This is a genomic window from Streptomyces sp. CA-106110 (assembly GCF_050936285.1).
GTDB lineage: Bacteria > Actinomycetota > Actinomycetes > Streptomycetales > Streptomycetaceae > Streptomyces.
The window spans coordinates 9,385,855-9,400,653 of sequence record NZ_JBNJNB010000001.1 but is presented as its reverse complement, the minus strand read 5'-3'; the positions used below and the strand labels follow the sequence as shown (position 1 = coordinate 9,400,653).

The 14,799-nt window shown below is 72.3% G+C and carries 12 protein-coding genes and 1 tRNA gene; 3 read left to right on the top strand and 10 right to left on the bottom strand.

Annotated elements, in window-relative coordinates:
• Positions 1 to 79: 79 nt before the first annotated feature.
• Positions 80 to 370 (top strand): hypothetical protein, encoded by a 291-nt coding sequence (locus ACQEXA_RS43310; protein WP_433132728.1) that lies wholly within the window; start codon positions 80 to 82, stop codon positions 368 to 370.
• A gap of 248 nt (positions 371 to 618) precedes the next feature.
• On the opposite strand, the gene ACQEXA_RS43305 is transcribed toward ACQEXA_RS43310, so the two are convergent.
• On the bottom strand, positions 619 to 2,586 hold the full coding sequence (locus ACQEXA_RS43305; RefSeq protein ID WP_433132726.1) for a SpoIIE family protein phosphatase: 1,968 nt from the start codon (positions 2,584 to 2,586) through the stop codon (positions 619 to 621).
• A 400-nt stretch (positions 2,587 to 2,986) separates the two neighbouring features.
• Between ACQEXA_RS43305 and ACQEXA_RS43300 the strand changes: the two genes are divergently transcribed.
• Positions 2,987 to 3,058: transfer RNA gene (locus ACQEXA_RS43300), tRNA-Val, on the top strand.
• A gap of 44 nt (positions 3,059 to 3,102) precedes the next feature.
• Here ACQEXA_RS43300 and ACQEXA_RS43295 read toward each other — a convergent pair.
• The 4 genes from ACQEXA_RS43295 to ACQEXA_RS43280 form a co-directional block, all read right to left on the bottom strand.
• On the bottom strand, positions 3,103 to 3,390 hold the full coding sequence (locus ACQEXA_RS43295; RefSeq protein WP_359389927.1) for a zf-TFIIB domain-containing protein: 288 nt from the start codon (positions 3,388 to 3,390) through the stop codon (positions 3,103 to 3,105).
• Positions 3,391 to 3,464: 74 nt separating this feature from the next.
• Complete coding sequence (locus ACQEXA_RS43290) at positions 3,465 to 4,424, bottom strand: phosphotransferase family protein (protein WP_432925719.1); 960 nt, start codon at positions 4,422 to 4,424, stop codon at positions 3,465 to 3,467.
• A 238-nt stretch (positions 4,425 to 4,662) separates the two neighbouring features.
• Complete coding sequence (locus tag ACQEXA_RS43285; protein WP_360991917.1) at positions 4,663 to 4,872, bottom strand: hypothetical protein; 210 nt, start codon at positions 4,870 to 4,872, stop codon at positions 4,663 to 4,665.
• Between the two features lie 199 nt (positions 4,873 to 5,071).
• Positions 5,072 to 5,347, bottom strand: a complete 276-nt coding sequence (locus tag ACQEXA_RS43280) for a hypothetical protein (protein WP_432925721.1) — start codon at positions 5,345 to 5,347, stop codon at positions 5,072 to 5,074.
• A 196-nt stretch (positions 5,348 to 5,543) separates the two neighbouring features.
• Here ACQEXA_RS43280 and ACQEXA_RS43275 point away from each other — a divergent pair, with 196 nt between their 5' ends.
• Positions 5,544 to 6,854 carry a serine/threonine-protein kinase gene (locus tag ACQEXA_RS43275; RefSeq protein ID WP_432939000.1) on the top strand — a complete coding sequence of 437 codons (1,311 nt, stop codon included), beginning with the start codon at positions 5,544 to 5,546 and terminating at the stop codon, positions 6,852 to 6,854.
• A gap of 63 nt (positions 6,855 to 6,917) precedes the next feature.
• On the opposite strand, the gene ACQEXA_RS43270 is transcribed toward ACQEXA_RS43275, so the two are convergent.
• The 5 genes from ACQEXA_RS43270 to cbiE form a co-directional block, all read right to left on the bottom strand.
• The gene (locus ACQEXA_RS43270) at positions 6,918 to 7,310 is read right to left on the bottom strand and encodes an NUDIX hydrolase (protein ID WP_432925723.1); all 393 of its coding nucleotides are present in this window, start codon (positions 7,308 to 7,310) and stop codon (positions 6,918 to 6,920) included.
• A 12-nt stretch (positions 7,311 to 7,322) separates the two neighbouring features.
• Positions 7,323 to 8,141 carry a TrmH family RNA methyltransferase gene (locus ACQEXA_RS43265; RefSeq protein ID WP_432925725.1) on the bottom strand — a complete coding sequence of 273 codons (819 nt, stop codon included), beginning with the start codon at positions 8,139 to 8,141 and terminating at the stop codon, positions 7,323 to 7,325.
• Positions 8,142 to 8,230: 89 nt separating this feature from the next.
• Complete coding sequence (gene cobA, locus ACQEXA_RS43260) at positions 8,231 to 9,463, bottom strand: uroporphyrinogen-III C-methyltransferase (protein ID WP_432925727.1); 1,233 nt, start codon at positions 9,461 to 9,463, stop codon at positions 8,231 to 8,233.
• A 209-nt stretch (positions 9,464 to 9,672) separates the two neighbouring features.
• A complete protein-coding gene (cobT, locus tag ACQEXA_RS43255; RefSeq protein WP_432925729.1) occupies positions 9,673 to 13,206 on the bottom strand; it encodes a nicotinate-nucleotide--dimethylbenzimidazole phosphoribosyltransferase in 3,534 nt (1,177 codons plus the stop codon).
• A 344-nt stretch (positions 13,207 to 13,550) separates the two neighbouring features.
• The gene (cbiE, locus tag ACQEXA_RS43250; RefSeq protein ID WP_432925731.1) at positions 13,551 to 14,762 is read right to left on the bottom strand and encodes a precorrin-6y C5,15-methyltransferase (decarboxylating) subunit CbiE; all 1,212 of its coding nucleotides are present in this window, start codon (positions 14,760 to 14,762) and stop codon (positions 13,551 to 13,553) included.
• Positions 14,763 to 14,799 lie beyond the last annotated feature (37 nt).

The following is a 14,799-nucleotide window of genomic DNA, read 5'->3' as shown; positions in this document are numbered from 1 at the left end:
CAAGCTGGTGCTCCATGGCACCGTCACCACAGACCGAAGCCGTTCCGCCCGTGCAGTAGCCTTCCCATGGAGGGGTGCCATGTCCGCGTGGATCATGTTGGGTTCCGGCTGCTTCATCGTAATTCTGGGCGTTTTGACCTTGAATGGCCGGGGAACCGCGGCGTATGCGCGGTCGCCTAAGGCTGGTTGGGGTTCGATAGCAATGGGTGGCGGCTTCGTCTTGGACGGAGGAACCAAGCTCCTCGGCTTCCCGCCCGAAGCGGCGTGGGTGCTTTCTATCGCAGCTCTGGGGCTCGTCCTGCTTGGCGTAGTGCTTCAGGCCCGGGGCGGAGCGTTCACCAAGGCTCGTCGTGCTGGCGACGGCGACTGAGTGGCGCCGCTACTGCCTGCTTAGAGCGACAGTCAAGTTGGCCACTGATGTCTGACACCAGCGGCTGACACCAACAGCGGCGGATGAAGGCGGATCACGGCGAACCCTGGCGACCATTCCCGCGCCGCAAGGCGACCAGGATCCAATGCTTAGGGGCCACGGTGATCGACCTGATAAGGATGAGGCTAGATCTCAATGCCGATGCCAGCGTGGGCGTCGTCATCGACCGCTGGGCCTGCTTGACGCCGTTATGTGCGTCGGATGACCAGCACGGCCACGTCGTCGAGGTGGTCGACCGCGACCGCGGTGTCGAGGATGCGGTCAGCAATCTCCTCGGCGTTCAGCCCGTCGTGTACGGCCTGGGCGGCCAGTGTTCCGGCTCGCTCCAGTCCGGCTTCCAGCGTCAGGCCCGGTCCCTCGACCACCCCGTCGGTGACCATGACCAGGGCACTGTCCTCGTCCAGGGTGAAGGTCTCCTCGCGGTAGTCGGTGTCGGGCACGACTCCCAGGACCGGCCCGCCCGGCAACTCCAGGACATCGTGGCTGCCGTCCCTGTGCGCGCACAGCACCGGCACATGGCCCGCGCTGGTTGCGGTGACCCGTCCGTCGCGCGAGTCGACATGCAGGAGGGTGCAGCTGGCGAATCGTGCGAGGTCCATCGTCATGAGCAGCTCGTTCGTGCGCGTCAGCACGGTTCCCGGATCCGGTTCCTGGACGGCGAGCGCACGCATGAACGAGCGGACCTGTCCCATGAAGGCCGCGGCGTCCACGTCGTGCCCCTGAACGTCGCCGATTTCCAGGGTGATCGCGCCGTCCGGCGTGACGAAGGCGTCGTACCAGTCTCCGCCGATATCGAGCCCGTCCCGGCTCGGCCGGTAGCGAGCGGCGACCTTTAGGCCCGGGAGGTGCTCGGGCAGCGTGGGGAGCATGGTCTGCTGCAGCGCCGTGGCCAACTCGACACGTGCCTGCTGCAACCGGATGCGCCGTAGTGCCTGGCCGGCCAGGTCGGCCAGCGCGCCCATGAGGGTCCGCTCCTCCAGGGACGGCCGGTATTCGCTGCCGTAGGTCATCAACCACGCCCCAAGTGGCTGATTGCCGGTCTCGCCGAGGGGGGTGATGGAGACGGTGTAGTCGGAGCCGAGCCGGTCCATCCACGGCAAGCTGGCCCCATGCGGCCAGCGGCGGACGTAGTCCGCCCGGTCGAGGACGAACAGCGGCTTGCCGGTGCGGATCGCCTCGGGCAGTGGGCTGGGATAGTCCAACGACATGCCGTGCACGGCCTGGGCCTCACACATGGATATCCCGGCGTCGGTGGAGACGCTCAGGCGGCCGTCGTCGACGAGTGCGAACAGGACGCCGCTGGCGCCGAAGGTCGCGGCGAGCCGGGTCAGGACGACCTGCTGCAGTTCCTGAATCGTGGCCGCGGTGATCAAGGCGGAGGAGAAGTCGGCGATATCTTTGGCGCGCCGTCGCTCGGCAGCCAGTGCGGCCTGCGCCTTCTGCTTGCGCTTCTCCTGCTTGGTGTCGTCCCGGAGCACCCCGAAGTTCCGCTCGGGGCCGCCATACCCCAACTGGAGCCGACGGGTCTGAAGAGCCAGTTGGTGCCAGCCATCCTGCGGGGTGAAGTGCCGCAACCTCAACCAGGAAGACTGGACGGGAGCCGAGCGCACGAGCTGCCGGAATACCTCCCGGTCGTCAGGATGCAACGCCGAGATCACTCTGGAAAGCGGCGTAGTGAGATCCGGCGAGAGCGCGACCAGGGCGGGTGCGCCACCGAGCCACTCCAGCTGATCCCGCTGGGGTGAATACATCCACAGGCCGAGGTCGGCGGCCTCAGCGGCCAACCGGAACGGGATCAGCAGGCTGGCCAGGTCGTTGTGCGCATCCAGGGAGTGCACCCAGACCAGCTGCTCGCCACAGGCGGGATCCTTCACCGGCCGCGCCTCGAGCAAGCAGGCAACGGGTGCTCCGCCCGGCCCGGGGAACTCCAGCACCCGCATCGCGACCGCCTTCGTCCTGGCGGCGGTCACCACGAGACTCTCGGCCGACAGCCGCTGGCTTGCAGGCCACAGATCACCGAAGCTCCGTCCCAGGCACTGTTCTGCCGGCCTCCCCAGCGCCGTGGCCATTGCGGCGTTGAGACCGCTGATGACACCATCCAGAGTCAGCAGAGCCGCCGGGTCAGGCTTGTGAAGGAGTTCGTCCGAGGCATCCATCTCTGGCTCCCTGGCACATACCGAAACAGCCTCTTCAGCCATATTCGCCCATTTTGCCGTGATGTATCGGACAAGGGTGTGTTTGACCGCCTGCGTCAAGTGACGATGGCAGGGCCCGCTGGAAACGGAGGACGGCAGCCCGTGAAGAGGGGGCGACAGAGCTTGGTTGCGGTACAGCAGCGGAGTACAGCAACCCCAGCAACGGCCTGTGCCCTGTAGCGTCCGGTGGAGACTTCGACGCGACCGCTATGGCCGGGCAAGGGAGCCACCGGGGGAGCCAGAGAGGGAGCCACCCGACGCAGACGCTCCTGGACGACGGCGGACGGATGCGGACGCCGGAGCCGAATTGGCGCAGGTGGCGGAGGATGCGCTACTGTCTTCCACGTCGCCAAGGCGACGAGGACGATTAGCTCAGCGGGAGAGCGCTTCCCTGACACGGAAGAGGTCACTGGTTCAATCCCAGTATCGTCCACACACCGAAGCCCCCGGCCCTGCGGCCGGGGGCTTCTTCGCGTCTCAGCTGGAGAACAGCATGTGGGCGAAGCTCTTGTGACCGTGATGGCCGTAGTGGCCGTGACCGCCGTGGTGGCCGCCGTGCGGGGCACCCCAGGCGGGAGCCGCCGGGTAGGCCTGAGGGGCGGCCGGGGGCGGCGGGGCGGGCTGTGCCCACTGGCTCTCCAGACGGGTCAGCGTCTCCAACTCCCCGTAGTCGAGGAAGATGCCGCGACAGCCGCTGCACTGCTCGATCTGGACGCCGTTGCGGTTGTACGTGTGCATCGGCGCATGACACTTCGGACACTGCATGGTCGGCTCAACTCCTCGCCGGTCGGTGGTGCTTCGCCAGGTAAGGACTCGCTCCCACGCTGGCCGGTTGCAGCCTACGTCGCACATCCTTGCGTCAATCCGGGTGGGGTGGTGCCCATTCGGGCGCAGGCGTCGACCACGGCCTGCTCGACCTCGTCCAAGGGGCGGCGGGCGGCCGCGGACTTGGCCACGGCCAGGGCCGCCGTCTGCACGGTGAGGGCGCGGGCGGGCACGTCGAGGGCGGGCCAGGGATCGCCGGCGGACGGAACGGCGGGGCCGCCCTCGCCCCGGTACGCCGAGAGGAAGCGGGACCATTCGTCGGGCGGGAGCAGTCCGCATGCGTACCAGGCGGCCGGGCGGGCCAGGTCCCAGGCCGGGTCGCCGACGCCGAGGTCGTCGACGTCGATGAGGAGCCAGGGGCCCGTCTCGGCGGGGTGGCGCACGAGCTGGCCGAGGTGGAGATCACCGTGGCAGAGGGTGCGGGCGGACGGTGCGGGAGCCTCCGCACGGGCCCAGGCCGGGAGCGCGGCCCAGGCGCGGAGAACGGGCTCGGCGGCGGGGTGCGGGCCGGCCGCGCTCAGCCGCCGGATGGCCCGCGCGGCCTTGGCGGGTCCGCGCATCGGCGGAAGGCCGGGCGGGGCGGGTGCCCGGTGCAGCCGCGCGAGAAGGGCCGCGGCCGCCTCCCAGGGGGCGGCCTCCGGGGTGTCGGGGTCCACGGGGGTTCCGTACGGCCAGAAGGTCACCAGACGGCCGTGAAGGAGGACGGGGGCGAGGCGGAGGGGGGCGAGGAGGGTGTCCGGCAGCCCGGCAGCGGCGGTGAGGCGGAGCTTGAGGTGGCCGGGGTCGGTGCCGGGGGCGTGGGCCTTGGCGACCGTGGCACCGTGGCGGACGACGGTGGCACTGTCGCTGCGCTCGGCGAGGACCGTGTGAGCGGTCGGGCAGTGGCAGTCGGTGCCGGGACTCGTGTGCACCGCGGCACGTGCGGTCGCGGCGAGTGCGGGCAGGAGTGCGTTCACGGGTCCCCTCGGATGCATACGGCTCTGTCCGGGAGCGTACGTGGAGGGGTTCGGCCGCAGATCAGGTGTGCCGGCGCCGGGACGGCGATCGACCCGATCCGCGAGCGCGGCGCCGCTCCGGCCCGGAAAACGGCGCAACGCCCGCGCAGCTCCCCAGCTGCGCGGGCGTTTGTGCCGTCCGCCGCACCCCCGTCCCCACGGGGTTTCATGGGTGGATGTCCCCGCCCGGACCGCTCTTCCGGGCCCGGGGCGCCGCTCAGCGCCCCAGCATCACTCCCACGGACGACGCTTGTGTGACCACTGCCTCCCAGCCGCCGAAGGCGTACACGAGCAGGGCCGCCAGGGGGAGGACCATCGCGGTCGCCACCAGCGGGTGGCGACGGCCCTGACGGTGCGTACCGAACGCGAGGCCGAACGCCTTGCGTCCCTGCGTGCGGACCAGCGTCCGCGGTGCCGTCTGGGCCATGGTCCCTCTCCTGACCGTTGTGTGGTTGTCGTCGGCAGCGGCGGGTGACCGACCTCGGGGGACGAGTGCTGCACCCGCCGCTTGACCTCAAATCTAGGATCCTGGCGCCCCCGGGGCGTCATGCCCTCGTATCGATTGCCTGGCCTCCCGGAGGATGAGCGATGACCTGTGGTGTACTCCCCTGGGTGGAGACGAGGTCCTAGGTCTCAGGGTCATCCCCGAGGGGGCGTCCGCTATGCCCCTTCTGCTCGGATCCTTCCTCCCGTGGAACCGGCTGCTCCACCAGTGCGAGCACCCGGTTCGCCATGAAGCGGGCCGTCCGTACGACAGTCCCACTTCGGGTGACTTCGCTCACTTCCACGACTCCCCTGCGCACCGCCGTCTCCACCCGGCGGCCCGCCCTGCTCGCCACCACCTCGTAGGTGCGCGTCGTGTCACCGGCGTCCACGACTATCTCCACACGATCACCCTTCACGGGCTCAAACCCCCTTCGACGTAGGGTGGTTGAGATCAAGGGTGATGCGAAACCGCCCTGCTCGCACGCCCCCTGACCACCTCTCAATTCTCCCACCCGGCACTGACAATCGATCGATGGGAGAGGGCGCGGCCTCTGCGCGCACCCGGCCGCGAAAACGTAAGCTGTGGCTCGTCAAACGGACCGGGCAGCGGGGATGGACATGGCGATGATGCGCCTGAGGCGTGAGGACCCGCGTGTCGTCGGCTCGTTCAGGCTTCACCGGCGGCTCGGCGCGGGCGGGATGGGCGTCGTCTACCTGGGCTCGGACAAGCGCGGCCAGCGCGTCGCCCTGAAGGTGATCCGGCCGGATCTGGCGGAGGATCAGGAGTTCCGGTCGCGGTTCGCGCGTGAGGTCTCGGCGGCACGGCGGATCCGCGGCGGATGTACGGCGAGACTGGTGGCCGCCGACCTGGAGGCGGACCGTCCGTGGTTCGCCACGCAGTACGTGCCCGGCCCCTCCCTGCACGACAAGGTCGCCGATGCAGGCCCCCTCACCGCCGCCGAGGTGGCCGCGGTGGGCGCCGCCCTGTCCGAGGGGCTCGTGGCGGTGCACGAGGCCGGGGTCGTCCACCGCGACCTGAAGCCGTCCAACATCCTGCTGTCCCCGAAGGGGCCGCGGATCATCGACTTCGGCATCGCCTGGGCGACGGGCGCCTCGACGCTCACGCACGTCGGCACGGCCGTCGGATCGCCCGGCTTCCTCGCCCCCGAGCAGGTGCGCGGAGCCGCCGTCACCCCGGCCACGGACGTGTTCTCGCTGGGCGCCACGCTCGCGTACGCGGCGACGGGAGACTCGCCGTTCGGGCACGGCAGTTCCGAGGTCATGCTCTATCGGGTGGTGCACGAGGAACCCCAGCTGCACGGCATGCCGGACGCGCTCGCCCCGCTCGTCCGCGCCTGCCTGGCGAAGGACCCCGACGAGCGGCCCAGCACGCTCCAACTCTCGCTGCGGCTCAAGGAGATCGCGACCCGGGAGGCCCAGGGGCTCGGGGGGGATGTGCGGCCGCCGTCGCAGCGGGGCGAGCCGGACCGGCCCACGGGGCGGCTCGCGGAGCAGTACGCGGATCAGCCCACCGTGCGGCGGCCGCCGGGGCCGGGTACTCCCCCGCCCCGCAGCAACGGCTCCCGGCCGGGTGCGCGCCCGACACCGGCGCAGCGCAACTCGACCCGCTCCGGCGGCCGGCCCGTGCCGCGCAGCGGCGCCGGACGCCCCGCCCCCCGGACCACCGGAACCGGGCGGCGCCCGGCCAACCCGCGGCTGCTGCGCCAGCGCCTGTTCGTCTTCGTGGTGGTGACGCTGCTGGTGGCACTGGGCATCGCGGCGGCCCAGGGCTGCCAGGGGCCCGCGCGAGGGCTGGACGACGGGAGCGCCCACCGGGACGTCCGGCCTGAGCGGTCGTACGCCTCCCCGGCCGCCGCTCTCGTGACCGACCGGCACCGCGGCGGGCTGATCCAGGCCGGCTGACGGGTGCGCACCGAGCGGCGCCCGCGCTGATCCCGGCGCCCGCGCTCGGACGCCGGGGGACCGTCACAGCTGCGGCAGGATCCGTTCGAAGAACTCGCGGTCGCCGTCGAAGACCGGGTCCATCGCGAGGAACTCCTCGGCGGTCACCCAGCGGGCGTCGCCGACCTCCCCCGGGTCGGCGACCACCTCGTCCGTGCCCGGGTCCGCGGTCCACCAGTGGAGTTGGAAGATCCCGTCGTCGGTCTCGGACTCCCAGACCTTGGCCAGCGGGCGGACGGTCAGACCGACCTCCTCACGGACCTCCCTGACCAGCGCCTCCTCCTGGGTCTCGCCGGGTTCGAGCGTGCCGCTGAGCGGGGCCCAGTAGCCGGGGCGGCGCGCCGCGGGACCGCGTTTGATGACGAGCAACCGGTCGGCGCGGCGCAGCACCGCGACGATCGCGTCTCGCTGGGCCATCGGCCTGTCCGATCAGAGCTGGGGGCGACCGGTGGCCACCGCGTAGAAGGCGACGGCCGCCGCCGCGCCCACATTGAGGGAGTCCACGCCGTGGGCCATGGGGATGCGGACCCATTCGTCCGCGGCGACGAGCGCCTGGGTGGACAGACCGTCGCCCTCCGCGCCGAGCATCAGCGCGACACGGTCCATCCGGTGCGGCGCCGCCTCGTCGAGGCTCTTGGCCTTCTCGTCGGGTGTGAGCGCGAGCAGCGTGAAACCCGCCTCGCGCACCGAGTCCAGGCCCTTGGGCCAGGTGTCGAGACGGGCGTAGGGCACCGAGAAGACCGCACCCATGGAGACCTTGACACTGCGGCGGTAGAGCGGGTCGGCGCAGTCGGGCGACAGCAGGACCGCGTCCATGCCGAGGGCCGCGGCGGACCGGAAGATGGCGCCGATGTTGGTGTGGTCGTTCACCGACTCCATGACCACGACCCGGCGAGCGGTCGCCAGGAGTTCGTCCGCCGTCGGCAGCGGCTTGCGCTGCATGGAGGCGAGCGCTCCGCGGTGCACGTGGTAGCCGGTGACCTGTTCGGCGAGCTCCGGGCTCACCGCGTACACCGGGGCCGGGAGTTCGTCGATGACGTCCCGCATGACGTCGACCCACTTGGCCGACAGCAGCATGGAGCGCATCTCGTAGCCGGCTTCCTTGGCTCGCCTGATGACCTTCTCGCCCTCGGCGATGAACAGGCCCTCGGCGGGTTCGCGCTTGCGGCGCAGCTCTACGTCGGTCAGGCCCGTGTAGTCGCTCAGGCGCGGGTCGTCGGGGTCCTCAACGGTGATGAGATCGGCCACAGGGTGATACTGCCTTGTCCTGGGGGCGGTGCCAACGGCTGGAACGGGCCGGGTTACCGCGGGTTACGAATGGGTCTGTCCGGTTCCTGTCAGCCCACCGGGCGCGGGCCTGTCTGCACGACCTCGCCGATGACGATGACGGCCGGGGGCTTCACGTCCTCGGTCCGCACGGCCTCGGCGACCGTCGCGAGCGTGGCGTCGACCCGGCGCTGGGCCGCGGTGGTGCCCTCCTGGACCAGGGCGACGGGGGTCTCGGGCGCCTTGCCGTGGGCGACGAGCGTGTCGGCGATCTTCCCGATCTTGTCGACGCCCATGAGGATCACCAGCGTCCCCCTGAGCCTCGCCAGCGACGGCCAGTCGACCAGCGAGCGCTCGTCGTCGGGAGCGACATGACCGCTGACCACGGTGAACTCGTGTGCGACACCGCGATGGGTGACCGGAATGCCGGCCGCACCCGGCACCGAGATCGAGCTGGAGATGCCCGGGACCACGGTGCACGGGATGCCCGCCTCGGCGAGCGCCTGGACCTCCTCCATGCCGCGGCCGAAGACGAACGGGTCGCCGCCCTTGAGCCGTACGACCGACTTGCCCTGCCGGGCGTGCTCGATCAGCGCGTTGTTGATCGCCTCCTGGGCCATGAAGCGGCCGTAGGGGATCTTCGCCGCGTCGATCACCTCGACATGCGGCGGGAGTTCGGCCAGCAGGTCGCGGGGGCCGAGCCGGTCGGCGATGACGACGTCCGCCTCGGCGAGCAGGCGCCGGCCGCGCACCGTGATCAGATCGGGGTCGCCGGGGCCACCGCCGACCAGCGCCACGCCGGGCGTACGCGTGCGGTGGTGCGGGGCGACGAGCGTTCCGTCGCGCAGGCCCTCCACGACGGCGTCGCGGACGGCGGCGGTGTGACGGGGGTCCCGGCCCTGCGGCCGCGTGGTGAGCACGGCCACCGTGACGCCTTCGCTGTGACCGGTCGCCGGGGTCCAGGCGGTGGCCGCGTCGGCGTCGTCGGAGCGCACGCACCACACGCGGCGGCGCTCGGCTTCGGCGGAGGCGGCGGTGTTGGCCTCGGGGTCGCTGGTGGCGATCAGGGCGTACCAGGCCTCTTCCAGGTCCCCCGGCCGGTACGGGCGCTGCAGCCAGGTGATCTCACCCGCGTCCGCCATCGCCTCCACCGAGGGAGTCGCTTCGGGAGACACCAGGTGGACGTCCGCGCCGGCCGCGATCAGCGCGGGCAGACGGCGCTGCGCGACCTGGCCGCCGCCGAGGACGACCACACGGCGACCGGTCAGACGGAGCCCTACGGGGTATGGGGGGTGTTCGGCCATGGAGGTGCGGCTCCTCGTCCAGGCGGTACGGAAGGGGCCTCTGCGGCGTTGGAGCGGCCCTGACATGGGGATTTTAGGCGCGACGGGCAAGCGTGGAGCCGAGCGGGGCCGGACGGCGCGGTCCGATGCGGGCGTCATGCGCGGGCTGTGTCCACCCGTTCCGCCAGAACGGAACGGGTGGACACAGCCCGCAACTGCTTCGCCGGGCCCTACTTCTCGGTGACCCCGGCCGAATCGAAGGTCGCCACCTCGTGCATCGCCCTTGCCGCGCTCTGCACGAGCGGCAGGGCGAGAAGCGCGCCCGTACCCTCGCCGAGGCGCAGGTCCAGGTCGACCAGGGGGCGCAGTCCCAGCTTGTTGAGGGCGGCCACGTGGCCGGGCTCGGCGCTTCGGTGGCCGGCGATGCAGGCCGAGAGGGCCTCGGGGGCGATGGCACGGGCCACCAGGGCCGCGGCGCCCGCGCTGACACCGTCCAGGATCACCGGCGTGCGCAGGGAGGCGCCGCCGAGCAGCAGACCGACCATCGCAGCGTGCTCCAGGCCGCCGAACGCGGCCAGGACGCCGATCGGGTCGGCCGGGTCGGGCTGGTGGAGTTCGATGGCGCGGCGCACGACCTCGGTCTTGCGGGCCAGCGTCTCGTCGTTGATGCCCGTACCGCGGCCCGTCACCTCCGACGGGTCGGTGTCCGTGTAGACCGCGATCAGGGCGGCCGAGGCCGTCGTGTTGGCGATGCCCATCTCGCCCGTGAGCAGCGCCTTGTTGCCGGCCGCGACCAGGTCCCGGGCGGTCTCGATACCGACCTCGATCGCCTGCTTGACCTCCTCGCGGGTGAGCGCGGGGCCGGTCGTCATGTCGGCCGTGCCCGGGCGGACCTTGCGCGGCAGCAGGCCGGGGGTCGCGGGCAGGTCGGAGGCCACACCCACGTCGATGACGCAGACCTCGGCGCCCACCTGGCTGGCGAAGGCGTTGCAGACCGCTCCGCCGCCGAGGAAGTTGGCGACCATCTGGCCGGTCACCTCCTGGGGCCAGGGGGTCACGCCCTGGGCGTGCACCCCGTGGTCGCCCGCGAAGATGGCGACGGCCGCGGGTTCCGGGATCGGGGGCGGGCACTGCCGGGACAGTCCGGACAGCTGAGCGGAGATGATCTCCAGCATGCCGAGCGCACCCGCCGGCTTGGTCATCCGCTTCTGCCGCTCCCAGGCCTCGCCGAGCGCCTTGGCGTCCAGCGGCCGGATGCTCGCCACGGTCTCGGCGAGCAGGTCGTGCGGCTCCTCGCCGGGCAGTGCGCGACGGCCGTACGTCTCCTCGTGCACGACCCAGGACAGCGGGCGGCGCTTGGACCAGCCCGCCTGCATCAGCTCGGGCTCCTCCGGGAACTCGTCGACGTAGCCCACGCACAGATAGGCCACGACCTCCAGGTGCTCGGGCAGACCGAGGGCTCGGACCATCTCGCGCTCGTCGAAGAAGCTGACCCAGCCGACGCCGAGGCCCTCGGCGCGGGCCGCGAGCCACAGGTTCTCCACCGCGAGCGCGGAGGAGTACGGGGCCATCTGCGGCTGGGTGTGCCGGCCGAGGGTGTGGCGGCCGCCGCGGGTCGGGTCGGCGGTGACGACGATGTTCACCGGGGTGTCGAGGATGGCCTCGATCTTCAGTTCCTTGAACTGCTTCGCCCGGCCCTTGGGCAGCGACTTGGCGTACGCCTCGCGCTGACGCTGGGCCAGTTCGTGCATGGTGCGGCGGGTCTCGGCCGAGCGGATGACGACGAAGTCCCACGGCTGGGAGTGGCCCACGGAGGGGGCCGTGTGGGCTGCCTCCAGGACACGCAGCAGCACGTCGTGCGGGATCGGGTCGCTGCGGAAGCCGTTGCGGATGTCGCGGCGCTCGCGCATCACGCGCAGCACGGCCTCGCGCTCGACCTCGTCGTAACCGGGCGCCGCCGGGCCGGTGGACTCTCGTACCTCTTCCACTGCGGCCGTGCTCTCTTCCTGGTCGGCGGCCCTGGTGTCCAGGTCCTCCGCCTGCTGTGCGACTACGGGCTCCGGCTCCGCGAGGAGCGGCTCCGGGGCGGGTGACTCGCCCTCACGGGGGGCGGGAACCGTGGCGACGGGTTCCTCCGCCGCCGGCCCGGCGGCCGGCTGCTCCTGCGGGGCGGCCGCCGCGGCGGGTTCTTCGCCGGTCTGCTGCTCCCGCTCGGGCAGCGGCGGCACACGCAGGGCGTGGGGCGGGGTCGGGGCGAGGTACAGCGTGGTCGGCACCGTGCCCTCGACGGGCACGAAGTGGCCGAGCGAGTGGTCCGCGGAGAACTCCGCTCCGGCACCGGGGGCACCGGACTGCTCGCCGGACGCGGGCGGTTCGCCGTGCGCCTGCACGCCGTGCGGCGGGGTCGAGGACGCCTCGGACTCCGCGGACCGGGCGGCACCCACCGGCTGGACCAGTTCGGGCTCGGCGACCGCAAGGCGCCGCCGCCGGGCGGTGCGTTCCGGCGCGGGCTTCTCGAAGTGCGCCTCCGCGCCTTCTGCTTCTGCCGTGGTGTCCTCGACGGAGCCGACGGGAGCAGCGGGGCGAAGCTCGGGCGCGTGCGGGTCCGGTACGAGGGGCACGGCCTGGGCGGGGTCCTCCTCAGCCGGAGCCGAGGCGGCGGCGACGGGCTCGGCGGCCAGCGGAGGAGACAGCGCGATGTCGTCGAGGGCGGAGGCGTGAATCCCGGCGCCGTGGGAGGGCGTGCCGATGCCGGCGGCGTCGGCCGGTCCGGCGTGCGGGGTCTCGTCCGCCGGATGTGCGGTGTCCGGTACCGGCGCGAAGGACGCGGCGTCCGGCGCGGCTTCCGGGAACGGCGGGGGGACCTGAACGGGCGTGGCGTCCGCGGACGCCGCCGGCTCGGCGATCGGGGTGTGCGGGAAACGCGGGCCCTCCGGGGCGGGCGCGGCCTCAGCCGTCGGCATGCCCTCGGGAGTGGGTCCGTTGTGCGCCGCCCTCGGGGTGTGCGGGGCCGCCTGCTGGGCCGCAGCCGTGCCCGCGAGGTCGTGGGGAGCGGCCGGGCCGTACAACGGCTCGGGGCCGAACGGCGCTCCGAGGGCCTGGAATCCCGCCGAACCAGCCGGGATCGCCTGTGCGTGGAACGCACCGGACCCCTCCGCGACCATGACCGCGGCCTCGGGCGCGGCCGGCACCGGCTCGGACGCCGATGCAGGGACGCCCATTTCTTCGGCCGTCGCCCCGGAACCCGCCGCCGGCACGAACTGCGTCTGCGCGGACCCGTCCCACGGCGCCGCCGCCTGCGGGGAGTTCTCCCCCAGCTGGTGCACGTCGAGGTACTCGGGGCCGGTCGTCGGCGGCCCGGAGGGGCGCATCGGCGCGGCGGCCGGGCCCCGGTCGGCGAGCGAACGCACCAGGCTGGAGGAGTTGTCCGGGGTGGGCGGACCGAGGTGCAGCGGGCGGCGGGCCGGCGTCGCGGGGGGCGGCATCCGCACCGCGCCGACGTCGATCGAGCCGCTGTCCCGGCCGGACGTCTCGTGCGGGCCCGGCTCGTGGTGGAACGACGCCGGGGCCGGGGCGGGCTGCGGCATCTCATTGCCCCACGCGCCCTGCTGGCCGGGCATCAGGAGCAGGTCGTCGTCTTCCACGGCGGCGGTGTCGGAGTGGTCGAGGTAGGTGTACGCGCCCGGCGCGAGGACGCCCGGCTGCTCCACCATGCCTGCGTTCTCCGGCAGCCCCTCGCCCGGGACCTGGCCGGTGTCGGTCATGCGTACCCCTCGCCCATCGGTTTAGTGCTTCCACGGCCAGCTCGCCCGGAACGTCGCGCCGACCGCCCGCAGTGAAGAACGAGCGTGCGTGCCCAGCGGCACGAACGACCCGGCAACAATGACGACAAAGCCCTTGAACGGCATTGTCGCGGTCGTCCCGCCGTCACGGCAGGTTGATCCGCGACGACCCGCTGTGGACTGCGCCACGTTGCGCGCCCTCCGGTTCTGCCGTACCACACTTGCCTCAAAAGGGGCACGGTTTCCGGACATTGGCTGACGAATGCCGGATCACCCTAGTGCGGTGCGACGGTCGGCCAGCCTACCGCGCCGGTACGACAACCGGATCACGGGGCGCGTTCAGGCAGTCGCCCACTGAGCAGGAACGCGACACTCCGTTCCTTCTCCGTCCAGGCACGCGTGTCGAGTTCGACGGACTGCAGCAGCGCGCATTCGACGTCGTAGCCGTGCTCCGAGAGGTCCCTGCCGACAAGTTCGGCCGCGTCGCGGGTCGCGGCATGCGCGACGATGCACTGCGGGCGGCGGTCGGCGACGGCCGAGACCACCGCGGCTCCCCCGCCCCCGACGCGCACGACGTCCGGTTCGGGCAGGTTCTCCAGGATGTGCGGGGCGGTGCCGTGCACGATCTGGAGCTGGACCCCGAAGCGGCGGGCGACGGCAGCCGTACGGCCGCAGGCGTCCGGGTCGCTGTCCACGGCGATGACGGCGGCTCCGCAGCGGGCGGCCTCCGCGGCGAAGGCCCCGCTGCCACTGCCGATGTCCCATACGAGGTCACCCACCCGCGGCCCGAGGCGGGCGAGTTGCGCGGCGCGCAGCAGATCCGTTTCGCCTTCGCCGAGTCCCCCGCCGTACGCGTCGGCGGGCAGCGCCCAGCCGCGCGGTCCCGCACCCGGATCGCGTCCGGCGAGCCAGCCGCCGCCGTCGGCCGCGGTCACGGGTCCGCCGATGACGATGACGACGTTGGGATCGCGCCAGGTGTGGTCGGCCGCCTTGTCGGAGGTGACGACCGTGACCTGCTCCCGCTCGGTGCCGAGTTCCTCGCAGATGACGAAGGTGCGGTGGACCCCGTCGAGCAGCAGGCCGAGTTCGGCGGGCCCGGCGCCCGGAGAGGTGAGTACGGCGACCTTCGTATGGGCACGGCATACGTTCACGGCCCGTCGCAGGGTGCGGCGGTGTGTGACGACCACCTGTGCGTCGTCCCAGGGCATCCCGGCACGGGCGAAGGCGGCGGCGACCGAGGAGACCGCCGGCACGACTTCGACCTCGAGGCCGAACTCGGGGGCCCGCAGTGTGCGCACGACGCCGAAGAAGCCGGGGTCACCGTCGGCGAGCACGACGGCGGTGCCGCGGTGCGCGGCGATACGGCGGGCGGCGAGGCCGACGCTGCCGAGGCGGATGCGCTCAGCCGTCGCCGGCACCTCGGGCAGCGCGAGGTGGTGGGCGGCGCCGGCGACGAGCGTGGCGGCACCGAGGGCGGAGCGCGCCGCGGCGGTCAGCGGCGAGCCGTCCCAGCCGATCACCGTGACCCGGTCGGCCATCGTCGTCAGTCTCCAGGGGGTTTGCGCAGGTCGTCAG

Bases quoted from the DNA above. Each gene is read 5' to 3' on its own strand.
- ACQEXA_RS43310 (WP_433132728.1), top strand. From the start codon at position 80: ATGTCCGCGTGGATCATGTTGGGTTCCGGCTGCTTCATCGTAATTCTG.
- ACQEXA_RS43305 (WP_433132726.1), bottom strand. From the start codon at position 2,586: ATGGATGCCTCGGACGAACTCCTTCACAAGCCTGACCCGGCGGCTCTG.
- ACQEXA_RS43295 (WP_359389927.1), bottom strand. From the start codon at position 3,390: ATGCAGTGTCCGAAGTGTCATGCGCCGATGCACACGTACAACCGCAAC.
- ACQEXA_RS43290 (WP_432925719.1), bottom strand. From the start codon at position 4,424: ATGCATCCGAGGGGACCCGTGAACGCACTCCTGCCCGCACTCGCCGCG.
- ACQEXA_RS43285 (WP_360991917.1), bottom strand. From the start codon at position 4,872: ATGGCCCAGACGGCACCGCGGACGCTGGTCCGCACGCAGGGACGCAAG.
- ACQEXA_RS43275 (WP_432939000.1), top strand. From the start codon at position 5,544: ATGGACATGGCGATGATGCGCCTGAGGCGTGAGGACCCGCGTGTCGTC.
- ACQEXA_RS43270 (WP_432925723.1), bottom strand. From the start codon at position 7,310: ATGGCCCAGCGAGACGCGATCGTCGCGGTGCTGCGCCGCGCCGACCGG.
- cobA (WP_432925727.1), bottom strand. From the start codon at position 9,463: ATGGCCGAACACCCCCCATACCCCGTAGGGCTCCGTCTGACCGGTCGC.
- cobT (WP_432925729.1), bottom strand. From the start codon at position 13,206: ATGACCGACACCGGCCAGGTCCCGGGCGAGGGGCTGCCGGAGAACGCA.
- cbiE (WP_432925731.1), bottom strand. From the start codon at position 14,762: ATGGCCGACCGGGTCACGGTGATCGGCTGGGACGGCTCGCCGCTGACC.